The following is a 10,525-nucleotide window of genomic DNA, read 5'->3' as shown; positions in this document are numbered from 1 at the left end:
CCACGGTGAAGCCATTGCGGGCAAGGTTACGGGCCAGGTTGGCGCCCATCACCGCTAGGCCGGTGACACCGATGTGTGCTGACATCAAAACTCCAATTCGATCGTGTGCATTCAGTCCTGCGGGCATGCAGGAAGCGATTTTGATAAACAGGGGCTGTAATAAACCATACGTATTTAAGCCGTGGGCCGGAAGCATCGCCCACGTTGTGGGACACTGCCGCGTCATAAACAGTCTAGGTTGCGGGGTCCCATCCGGGCCGCCGGTCCCGGCCGCCACCCGCGCAAGCTGCACGCGAAGCACCTCCGCGCGCCACTATGCTTACCTCTATGTCAACCAGCCTCCACCACCGCGCCGTCGAGCACCTGGGTACCCGGATCGTGGGCGGCGCCCTGCCAACAGGCCACGTCATGCTGGCGGAGCATCTGGAAGACGAATTGAACGTCTCGCGCTCGGTGGTACGGGAGGCTGTTCGGGTACTGCAGTCACTTGGCCTCGTGGAGACGATCAAGCGCGTGGGCATCCGCGTGCTGCCTGCCCACCGTTGGAACCCTTTCGACCCCTTGGTGATCCGCTGGCGTCTGGCTGGCGAAGGACGCGGCGCCCAATTGAGGTCGCTCGCGGAGTTGCGATCCGCCGTCGAGCCCGTGGCCGCTGAACTCGCGGCCGACAACGCGCCGGCAACCCTCAGGCAGGAACTTGTGGACATCTCACTGGCCATGAAGAAAGCCGGCGACGCCGGCGACATGGCCACGTTCCTGGAACTGGATATCCGTTTCCATGCCTTGGTCCTGTCCGGATCCGGCAACGAGATGTTCGCCAACCTGATCGGACAAGTGACGGAGACGCTGACGGGACGAACCGTTCATGGACTCATGCCCGAACACCCCCAGCAACAAGCCCTCCAGTGGCACATCGACGTTGCCCATGCCATCAACGCCGGTGACGGCAAGGGCGCCCGCGAGGCTTCGGGCAGGATCATGCGCCAAACCATCGCGGAGCTGGCGCCCAGTTGGGACGGCCAGCCCCGCGTCTTCATCCCGGTGACCCGGAACTAGCTTTGGAAGTTCAGCAGCACCTTGCCGGACGCTGCTGAGTTTTTGGCCACCTCGAAGGCCTCCAGGCCGTGCGCGAGGTCGAACTCGTGCGTGACCACAGGATCCACCTGGAGTGAACCGTCAGCGAGCGCAGCGATGACCTCGTCGATTTCGTCATTGAAGCGGAACGACCCCAGCAACTCCAGTTCCCGGGTAATGGCCAGCGAAATGAACACCGGCTGCGGCCCGGATGGAAGCAGCCCCACCATCACCACTTTGCCGCCCCGGGTGGCACCCTTGATGGCTGAAGCGAGACCGAAGTGGCTGCCCGAAGACTCAATGACGATGTCCGCGTCCACTGCCGCGATCGCCTCGGCGTCGTCGCCCTTCAGGACGGCATCGGCGCCTACGGCGCGGGCGATCTCCAGCGGCTTGTCATGCATGTCGACGGCGGTAATCCGGGACGCACCGGCCCGTTTCAGGACGGCGACAGTCAAGGCGCCGATGGGCCCGCTGCCAATGACCAGTGCGCTCTTGCCCGCCACGTCGCCGGCACGGGCGACCGCGTGCCAGGCAACGCTCGCAGGCTCCACGAGTGCCGCCGTCCGAAGATCCAAGGACGCCGGGAGTGCGCGCAGCATCCGGGATGGAAGGTTTGCATAACGGCTGAACGCACCGTCGGTGTGAGGGTACCGCGCGGCACTGCCCAGGTAGGTGCATCCGGGCGACAGGTTGGGGCGGTCCTCCGGATAACGGACGTCACCGGGGGCCGGAGTTGCCGGGTGCACGGCCACGGAGGTGCCAACGCCTGGGCCGGTCCCGTCAGCCGCCTGCTGGACAACGACGCCAACGATTTCGTGGCCGAGCACCATGGGTGCCTTGAGGATGGACTCGCCTGCTGCGCCATGCAGCCAATAATGCAGATCGGATCCGCAGATGCCGCCATAGGCGATTTCGACGATCGACTCGTCGGCTGCCGGCGTGGCAAGCGGGATGTCTTCAATCCGGAGGTCGCCCTTGCCGTGGGCCACCACGGCTGGTCCGGAGGAGGGAAGCGTGATGCCCATCAGACCACCACCGTCATTCCGCCGTCAACGAAGATGGTCTGGCCGTTGACGAAATTCGAAGCCTGCGAGGCCAGCCATACCGTAGGTCCGGCGAGGTCGGCCACGGTCCCCCAGCGGTTGGCCGGCGTGCGGCCGAGGATCCAGGAGTTGAAGTCCGCGTCGTCCACCAGGTTCTGCGTCATTTCCGTGTGGATGTAGCCCGGGGCGATGCCGTTGATCTGGAGACCGGAGGCTGCCCATTCGGCCGTCATGGCACGCGTGAGGTTCCGGAGTCCACCCTTGGCTGCAACGTAAGGCGCAATGGTGGGACGGGCCAGGTCGGTCTGGACCGAGCAAATGTTGATGATCTTGCCTTGACCACGGGGAATCATGTGGCGGGCAGCCTCACGACCCACCAGGAAAGCGCTGGTCAGGTCGGTGGTGATAACGCGGTCCCAGTCCTTGACGTCGAGGTCCAGCATAGGAACGCGGTGTTGGATGCCTGCGTTGTTGACCAGGATGTCCAGGGAGCCGACGTTCTTTTCGATCCATTCCACGCCCTCTGCGGCGGAAGCGGCATCCGTGACGTCGAAGGCACGGCTGTGGACGCGCCCCTCCGGGTATTCGGCGGCCATGGCCTGGTGCGCGGATTCCAGCCGTTCGGGGCTGATGCCGTTGAGCACCACCGTTGCCCCGGCGTCCGCGAGGCCGCGGGCCAGGGCGTTGCCGATCCCCCGGCTTGATCCGGTGACCAGCGCGACGCGCCCGGTCAGGTCGAAGAGTCCACTCATGGTTTCCTTGCTTTCCTTCTTGAATAGGTGCCGGTTTAGTTGGAGGCCTGCGACGCGGCCGGTGCCGGGTCGAGGTTGGCTATTGCTTGCCGGACGACGGCGAGGTCCAGGTCGCCCAGGCCCTGGCGCTTGAGTTCGGCGTAGAGTTCGATCGCTGCCGCGGCCATCGGAACTGCCGAACCGACGTCGCGGGCGGCGTCCACCAGGAAACCCAGATCCTTGTGCATGAATTTCGCCGGTCCCGTTGGCGTGTAGTCCTTGCTTGCGAGGCGGGGCCCGACGACGTCGAGGACGCGGCTGCCGGCCAGGCCGCCGGACAGCACGTCGTAGAGGGCCGCAACGTCCATGCCCGAGCGCTCGGCGAGTTCAGCCGCCTCGGCGAGGGCCGCCGTCGTGCTTCCGACAATCAGTTGGTTGCACGCTTTCGCGAGCGAACCCAACCCAAGCGGCCCCATCCGTCGGACCGTGGTGCCCATGGTCGCGAAAAGCGGTTCGAGCTTCGCGAAGTCAGGCTCGGAGGCACCCACCATGATGGCCAGGGTGCCGTTCTGCGCACCCACCGTGCCACCGCTGACGGGCGCGTCAACCACGACGGCGTTGCCGCCGCTGGCATCGTGGACCGTTGCGCCGAACCTCTGTACTTGTGTCGGGGAGACACTGCTCATCACGACGACGGCGGTACCCGGGCTGGGAACCTCTTCCCGCCAGGATTCAAGCAGTTCCGTTGCGGCTTCCTCAATGAACGGCAAGTCGGGGAGCATGAAAATGATGGTGTGCTGGTCGCGCAGGGCTGCGACGCTTTGGGCACGGTAGACGGCAGGCAGGTCCTCGAACACCGCGTCCGAACGGTTCCACGCCTTGACGTCCCAACCCGCCGCTGCGATGTTTGCCGCCATGGGCGCACCCATGAGACCCAAACCAACGAAGCCCACGCTTTTGCTCGTCATGGCGACGATCCTCACTTCCTTGTGCCACAGGCTCTGGTGCCACAGCTATGTGCCCAAATATTGGAACTCTGTTCAATATCCTAGCCTCCATTCAGTATGATGAACACTATGACGACTGATGAACTTACCATCGCGATCGCTGTACCCCTCGAAGCCGAGTACGTAGAGCAGATCCGCGCCGTTGATCCCACCGTGACGGTTCTCTACGACCCTGAACTGCTGCCGCCCGAACGTTTCCCGGCCGACCACGCTGGCGACCCGGATTTCAAGCGGACCCCTGAGCAGGAGGAACGCTACTGGGCCATGCTCAACAAGGCGCAGATCCTCTACGGCTTCCCCAACGAAAGCCCCGCAGGCCTTGCCCGGATTGCCGGAAGCAACCCCCATCTCCAGTGGATCCATGCCATGGCGGCCGGCGCCGGTGGGGCCGTCAAGGCCTCCGGCCTCGACACCGAAACGCTCCGGAAGTTCCACGTCACCACGTCTGCAGGCGTCCACGCACTGCCCCTTGCCGAGTTCTCTGCCTTCGGCATCCTCAACGGCTTCAAGCGCAGCGCCGAAATGGCACAGGACCAGGCCGCCAAGGTGTGGCCGGCACTCCGCACGCCCACCAAACTGGCCAGCGGCTCCAAGGTGGTCATCACAGGGCTCGGCGAAATCGGCATGGAAACTGCACGCCTCACCCGGGCCTTGGGCATGAAGGTCAGCGGCACCAAGCGCAACGTCGAGGCCATCGACGGAATCGACCAAGTGACCACCAACGACGGCCTGGCAGGCCTGGTGGCCGACGCCGATGCTGTGGTGAACACACTCCCGGGCACTCCCTACACGGAAAAGCTCTTCAGCACGGAAATCTTCTCCGCCATGAAGCCGGGAACTGTGTTCGTCAACGTCGGCCGCGGCACCGTAGTGGACGAGGACGCACTCCTGGAAGCCCTCGACAACGGCCAGGTCTCCTACGCCTGCCTGGACGTGTTCGCCGTGGAGCCCCTCCCCCAGGACAGCCCCCTCTGGAACCACCCGAAGGTCCTGGTCTCGCCCCACACCTCCGCGCTGAGCACCGCCGAAAACCGGCTCATCGCAGAACGCTTCTGCAGCAACCTCCGCACTTTCATTGACGGCGGCGAACTGCCGCACCTGGTTGACCCGGTGCATTTCTACTAAGCCGACTGCCGGATCGCGAAAAGGCTCCAACCCTTGCGGGGGTTGGAGCCTTTTGCTGTTGGTGCTACTTTGCGTCTTCCGTGCTGACCAGGTCGCGGCCAACGGTTTCCGGCGTGAAGAAGGTGGTCACGAACGAGATCAGGGCAAGGACCAGGGAGTAGACGGCGAGGACCAGCCACGAATGATTGGTCGCCGCAAGCAGCACCGCACCCAGCAGTGGAGCGAGACCACCGGCCAGGACGGCCGAGATCTCCCGGCTCATGGCAACACCCGTGAACCGGTACTGGGATCCAAAAAGCTCGGGCAGCAGCGGGCATTGGGGGCCAAGCATGGACTGGACGCCGATTGCGATGCCGACGGCCATGACTACCCAGACCAGGGTGACGTTTCCAAGGGTGACGAGGTAGAACGCTGGAACGGCGATGATGGCCTGGAACAACGCGCCATAGCGGTAGATGGGCACGCGTCCGAACCGGTCGGAAAGCGCTCCGAAAGTTACCACCAGGACCGCTGCGAAACCCGCGGCAATCAGCAGGCCAACCGGTCCGATGGAGTTGTTGCCGGCAAAGACACCCGCCGGCATGCTCATGAACGAGACCAACAATGCAGAGTAGATCGAAGAGTTGCCGTTCTCGCCCATCCGGAGGCCAATACCCACGAGGACGTTCTTTTTCGAGTGCTTCCACAGGGCGCCGATTGGATTCTTGACGACGTTTTTGTGCTTCTCGAGTTCCTGGAACGCCGGCGTCTCCTTCAACTTGAGACGGATGAACACGGCAACAGCAATGAGGATGAAGCTGGCAAGGAAGGGCACGCGCCACAGCCACCCCTGGAGCACCGCCTTGTCCGCCAACGCGATGAGGGCAAAGGTTCCGGCGCCCAGCAGGGTTCCCAGCTGGATTCCAACGAACGGCAGGGAGGCGAAGAAACCACGACGGCGGCGCGGCGCGACTTCCGAAATAAGCGTCGTTGCGCCCGCTTGCTCTGCGCCGGCGCCAAGGCCTTGGATGATCCGCAAGGTAACCAGAAGGACGGCCCCGAGCATGCCGGCTTGCTCGAACGTGGGCAGCAAGCCAATGGCGAAGCTCGCCGTGCCCATCAAGGCGATGGTCAGGATCAGGACCATTTTTCGGCCGAACCGGTCACCGATGTAACCGAAGAAGAGCCCGCCGAACGGCCGCGCGGCAAAGCCGACGCCGTAGGTTGCGAATGACGCGATCAGCGCCCCACTGTCACCCAGCGGTTTGAAGAACAACGGCCCAAAGATCAGTGCCGAAGCCAGGCCGTAAATGTAGAAGTCGTAGTACTCCAGAGCGGAGCCTACGGAACTGGCCAGCGTCGCCCTGCGCAGCTGCTCCGGTTCAACAACAGCGTCGTCAGCTTCTGCTGCGAGCTTTGCATTGGTTCGAGTAATCACAAGCACTCCCTCAACATCACGCCAGGCCCCCGTTGGCCCGGCGAGATAGTGATGGCATCAACCGCCAAGGTCACTATGCTGAACAGCGTACAGCGAGTTGAATCACATGCCAAGGTTGTAATCAGATTTAATGTGCTTTCCTTGGCTGGCTAGCCCATCGGGTTACCCAGCGAACGCGCCAGTTCCTTAAGTTCCTTGACCATAAGGGCACCCTGCTCGTCCGAATAAGTCGCCTTCAGTGCCGTGACGGAGAGTCCGAGGCTCGGGCCGTGCGCACCATGGGTGGGCACGGGCACCGCGAGGCAAACGACCCCGACAGTGGACTCCTCATCTTCGAACGCAAAGCCCTGCTTGCGGATGGTGGAGATCTGGGCCTTGAGTTCCTCCGCCGTTCGCAGCGAATTGGCGGTCATGACCGGAAGCTCCGTCCCGTCCGGGAACATCGCCTCAATATCGTGATCGTGCAATTGGGCGATGAGCGCTTTCCCCACACCGCAGAGCGAGACCGGCATTTTGTCGCCGATGTTCGAGGTCAGCCGGACCGCGGGATGGCCCTCATAGCGGGCCAGGTAAATGACGTGGTCGCCATCCAACATGGCTATGCGGACTGTTTCGCCCGACAAGGTGGGTGCCTGTTCACAGTACTTGTAGAACTCCTGCACCTCGTCAAGCCGGCTCAGGTAGGCGGCGCCCAACTCGACAAGCTTGCGTCCCAGGGCGAACTCGGCTCCTTGCCGGGTAATCAGCCGGGCCTCCTCCAGTGCCAGCAGAAGGTTGGATGTGGACGACTTGGGAATACCCAGCTCCCTCGACAAGTCGCTGAGGGTCAGCCGCCCCGACGGCGACTCCGCCAACGCCTCCAGGACTGCTGCCGCGCGGGTTACCGCCGGCGCCGGGGATGAAGCACCCAGCCCATCGGAACGGGTGGTACGGGAATCGGCCATGATTATCCTTTGTCGATCTCAACCGGCTGTCCAGTCTGCTGAACAATTCCCATCATAGTGGCAAGGGAAAAGGGAGCAATCCTGACGATGGCAGCCGGCCACAGACACATAGACGGCGCTGCTGCAGCCCCGCTTTCCAAACCCTGGAGTTCAATGTATATTCATCTTCGAGCTCTCCACCGCGGCATCCCCCAATAGTCGCGGTGGAGAGCTCATCCATTTCCCGGGCCAGCCAGGCTCCCAGGCAATTCAGGCAACGGCCAGTTCCCCGGCCCTGAGGCACCATCCTCCGCCGGCACCATCCCTGACCAACTCCCATGTGGCGAGCGTCGACTTGGTGTTGCTCCCAAGGCGAACCTGGACCTGCCAGACTTCGACGTCCACACGGCCCTCGCCCCGCGGCATCCGGCGTGCACTCTCCCACCAAGGAACCCGCTCAAACCACCTCACGGGTTCGACGGCTATTTGCCATTCCCTGGCATCCCTGACGACGGCAGCCGGCGTACCGTCGGGGTTGTTACGAACAAAGACGTGCTCCATGAACTGGAATGCTAGGCGGAGGCTGTGACATTTTCGGGTTCACGAGCGTGGCCACCATGCCGGAGCGCCGAATGACGGACAAACAAAAAAGCCCCGCCATTTCCCACCCTATGGGTTGAAATGACGGGGCTGCTTGGTGGGTCCTACCGGGATCGAACCGATGACATCCACGGTGTAAACGTGGCGCTCTACCAGCTGAGCTAAAGACCCTTGCATCGGTTTTGGCGGCTTTCTTTCCTTCGCGCCTCAACCAACGAACAATGACTCTACCTGATCATCCATTGGAAACACCAATCGGAACGCCCGGCTCCGGCAGATCGGGCAAATCACGGGACAAATACTCCAGTGAACCGCTGACTCCGAGATCAAGCTTGAGGGTTGCCAGCTCGTCTCCACGAGTGGTTCCCCGGTTGATGATCACCACCGGTTTGTCCGCTTTCGCCGCGTGCCGGACAAACCTAAGGCCGCTCATGACGGTCAACGACGATCCAGCTACCAACAGGGCTTCAGCATCGTCCACCATGGAATATGCCCGCTCCACCCTGTCCTTGGGCACATTCTCACCGAAGTACACGAAATCCGGCTTCAGTGTGCCTCCGCAAACGGGACAAACGGCCACCACGAAGGACGTGATCAGTTCCGGGTCCTCGACGGTGGCGTCAGCGTCAGGGGCCATCTCGACAACGCCCGCCTTGAGGGCAGCTTCCACGAAGCCGGGGTTGAGTTCCTCAAGTATGGCCGCCAACAGCTTCCGCGAAAACGTATGCCCCTTGTCGAGGCAGATGACCTGGTCGAACCGCCCATGGAGGTCCACCACGTTCACGCTTCCTGCGTCCTGGTGGAGCCTGTCGACGTTTTGGGTAATGAGGCCGGTCAGGAGTCCGCGTTGTTCCATCAGTGCAACAGCCGCATGCCCCGCGTTGGGATCAGCATGCCGCAGGTGCGACCAACCAAGATGATTCCTCGCCCAGTACCGGCGACGGTTTTCCGCGCTGCCAAGGAATTCCTGGTAAGTCATGGGCTTCCTTGGGGCTGCGCCAGGACCCCGGTAGTCCGGGATGCCGGAGTCGGTGCTAAGTCCGGCGCCCGTGAGGACGGCCAGGCGATTGCCGGAAAGAATCGCCACGGCCTCTCCAAGGGCGGCTACTTCCCCGGGACTTAGCTCACCGCTGGACACCGGTGCCATGCTCGCAAATCCGGTCATTCCGACACCCGGCCGCCCGCTGGCCACGCTATTTCCCCGAAAGCGTTGAAAGTGCTGAGCGATACTCCGCGAGATCCCGTGCTTGGCCGCGGGGATTCACCACCACGTAGCGCACAATGCCATCGGCGTCGATGATGAACGTCCCCCTCAGTGCCATCCCACTCCGTGTATCGAAAACCCCGTACTGCCGGGCTACGGCACCGTGCGGCCAGAAGTCGGCCAGCAGATCGAATCCGTAGCCTTCCTTTTCCGCATAGGCCCGCAACGAGAATTTACTGTCCACGGAAACGGCAAGCACCGTGGCATCGGAATCTTCGAAAGCCCCGATGTTGTCGCGGATTTCGCACAGTTCGCCCGTGCAGATGCCGGAAAAAGCGAACGGATAGAACACCACCACTACGTTGCGGCCCCTGAAATCCGAGAGCCGGATCGGTTCACCGTACTGGTTGGACAACTCAAAGTCCGGCGCCGGCTGGCCAACTTCCGGGACCACTGCAAGTGCGGAAGTTTCCTGGACTTCCGTCACTTGTTCTTCTTTGCCACCAGGCGGGTGGCACTCCAGTCCTTGGAAACCCCTGCCGAAGTGGTCAGGTGCAGCCCGGACGTTGGGGCGGCGTCCTGGATGTCGGCGGGTGAGACGTAATTCTCGCGGCCTGACTTGGGGGTAAGCACCCAGACCACGCCGCCTTCCTTGAGGGTGGTGAGCGAATCCATCAGCGCATCGACAAGATCTCCGTCGCCGTCACGCCACCAAAAGATCACAGCGTCAACGACGTCATGGTCGCCTTCATCCAGCAGCTCTGAACCCGTGACATCTTCAATGTCGTCACGCAAGTCGAAATCGACGTCGTCGTCGTAGCCGCGTTCCTGAATCAGATCCCCATCTTTGAAACCCAATCTTTCCGCCACATTTACCGATGTGGCGGCGTCGGCCTCGCTCACGTTTCCTCCTTTTGAAGTGACTTCCATTACTAACAGCCAACACCCTTTGGGCGTGTGCTTCAAGCCATTGTCCCTGCGATCCACCATATTCCGCACTACCCGGGGTGTTTCGAAGCTGTGACAATCGCGTGGCATCCGTCACGGAGGGTGCCGGGGTGTGACATACAACGCCCCTCGGGCCCCGCGGCTACGCATACCAGCGCCGTCAAAGCTAGAGTGGCCATGAGTGCATTGGCTGCAGGGCGATCGCCCCGAAGGATTCCATTGCGCAGCCATGCGCTCACAAGACCTGCCCGGCGCATCCGACCGGGCTGTTTGAAACCGAGATGTCGCACACGACGCGTTCACGACGGGCAGTTACCCTGCCGGACTTGAGGCGCCGATGGATGCGCCTAAAGGAAGGTTGGACGTGGCTGCAGGAGAAGAGACCTCACACATCCTTAGTGGGTTGACTGCCCAGTTGCCTGATCGTGATCCGGAAGAGACCGCGGAGTG

At 62.5% G+C, this 10,525-nt stretch carries 12 protein-coding genes and 1 tRNA gene; 2 read left to right on the top strand and 11 right to left on the bottom strand.

The features are described 5' to 3' along the window. On the bottom strand, window positions 1–196 hold a 196-nt coding region (locus ACFVSJ_RS24190), incomplete at its 3' end, for an NAD(P)-binding domain-containing protein (protein WP_387439663.1). A 131-nt stretch (window positions 197–327) separates the two neighbouring features. Between ACFVSJ_RS24190 and ACFVSJ_RS24185 the strand changes: the two genes are divergently transcribed. After that, on the top strand, window positions 328–1,056 hold the full coding sequence (locus ACFVSJ_RS24185; RefSeq protein ID WP_387439662.1) for a FadR/GntR family transcriptional regulator: 729 nt from the start codon (window positions 328–330) through the stop codon (window positions 1,054–1,056). On the opposite strand, the gene ACFVSJ_RS24180 is transcribed toward ACFVSJ_RS24185, so the two are convergent. The 3 genes from ACFVSJ_RS24180 to ACFVSJ_RS24170 are packed head-to-tail and all read right to left on the bottom strand — an operon-like array spanning window position 1,053 to window position 3,819. Continuing rightward, window positions 1,053–2,102, bottom strand: a complete 1,050-nt coding sequence (locus tag ACFVSJ_RS24180) for an L-idonate 5-dehydrogenase (protein WP_387439661.1) — start codon at window positions 2,100–2,102, stop codon at window positions 1,053–1,055. The genes ACFVSJ_RS24185 and ACFVSJ_RS24180 overlap by 4 nt on opposite strands. Continuing rightward, window positions 2,102–2,872, bottom strand: a complete 771-nt coding sequence (locus ACFVSJ_RS24175; RefSeq protein ID WP_387439660.1) for an SDR family oxidoreductase — start codon at window positions 2,870–2,872, stop codon at window positions 2,102–2,104. Before ACFVSJ_RS24175 ends, ACFVSJ_RS24180 begins: the two co-directional genes overlap by 1 nt. A gap of 35 nt (window positions 2,873–2,907) precedes the next feature. Further along, window positions 2,908–3,819, bottom strand: a complete 912-nt coding sequence (locus ACFVSJ_RS24170) for an NAD(P)-dependent oxidoreductase (RefSeq protein WP_387439659.1) — start codon at window positions 3,817–3,819, stop codon at window positions 2,908–2,910. 96 nt (window positions 3,820–3,915) lie between these two features. Here ACFVSJ_RS24170 and ACFVSJ_RS24165 point away from each other — a divergent pair, with 96 nt between their 5' ends. Beyond that, window positions 3,916–4,983 (top strand): D-2-hydroxyacid dehydrogenase, encoded by a 1,068-nt coding sequence (locus tag ACFVSJ_RS24165; RefSeq protein ID WP_387439658.1) that lies wholly within the window; start codon window positions 3,916–3,918, stop codon window positions 4,981–4,983. Between the two features lie 64 nt (window positions 4,984–5,047). Here ACFVSJ_RS24165 and ACFVSJ_RS24160 read toward each other — a convergent pair whose 3' ends face one another. The 7 genes from ACFVSJ_RS24160 to ACFVSJ_RS24130 all read right to left on the bottom strand — a co-directional run bounded on the left by ACFVSJ_RS24160 (window position 5,048) and on the right by ACFVSJ_RS24130 (window position 10,030). Beyond that, window positions 5,048–6,406: an MFS transporter gene (locus ACFVSJ_RS24160; RefSeq protein WP_387439657.1), complete on the bottom strand. Its 1,359-nt coding sequence runs from the start codon at window positions 6,404–6,406 to the stop codon at window positions 5,048–5,050. Window positions 6,407–6,549: 143 nt separating this feature from the next. Then, window positions 6,550–7,344 (bottom strand): IclR family transcriptional regulator, encoded by a 795-nt coding sequence (locus ACFVSJ_RS24155; protein WP_387439656.1) that lies wholly within the window; start codon window positions 7,342–7,344, stop codon window positions 6,550–6,552. A gap of 249 nt (window positions 7,345–7,593) precedes the next feature. Beyond that, complete coding sequence (locus tag ACFVSJ_RS24150; RefSeq protein ID WP_387439655.1) at window positions 7,594–7,884, bottom strand: hypothetical protein; 291 nt, start codon at window positions 7,882–7,884, stop codon at window positions 7,594–7,596. 134 nt (window positions 7,885–8,018) lie between these two features. Next, window positions 8,019–8,094, bottom strand: a tRNA-Val gene (locus ACFVSJ_RS24145). Window positions 8,095–8,158: 64 nt separating this feature from the next. After that, window positions 8,159–9,088 (bottom strand): NAD-dependent protein deacetylase, encoded by a 930-nt coding sequence (locus ACFVSJ_RS24140; protein WP_387439654.1) that lies wholly within the window; start codon window positions 9,086–9,088, stop codon window positions 8,159–8,161. A gap of 28 nt (window positions 9,089–9,116) precedes the next feature. Further along, window positions 9,117–9,614, bottom strand: a complete 498-nt coding sequence (locus ACFVSJ_RS24135; RefSeq protein WP_387439653.1) for a peroxiredoxin — start codon at window positions 9,612–9,614, stop codon at window positions 9,117–9,119. Continuing rightward, window positions 9,611–10,030: a DUF3052 domain-containing protein gene (locus ACFVSJ_RS24130; RefSeq protein WP_387439652.1), complete on the bottom strand. Its 420-nt coding sequence runs from the start codon at window positions 10,028–10,030 to the stop codon at window positions 9,611–9,613. The genes ACFVSJ_RS24135 and ACFVSJ_RS24130 overlap by 4 nt, the downstream gene beginning before the upstream one ends. Between the last annotated feature and the right edge of the window lie 495 nt (window positions 10,031–10,525).

The organism is Paenarthrobacter sp. NPDC058040 (genome assembly GCF_042885775.1).
Taxonomy (GTDB): Bacteria; Actinomycetota; Actinomycetes; order Actinomycetales; family Micrococcaceae; genus Arthrobacter.
This window is presented reverse-complemented; position numbering and strand designations above follow the sequence as displayed.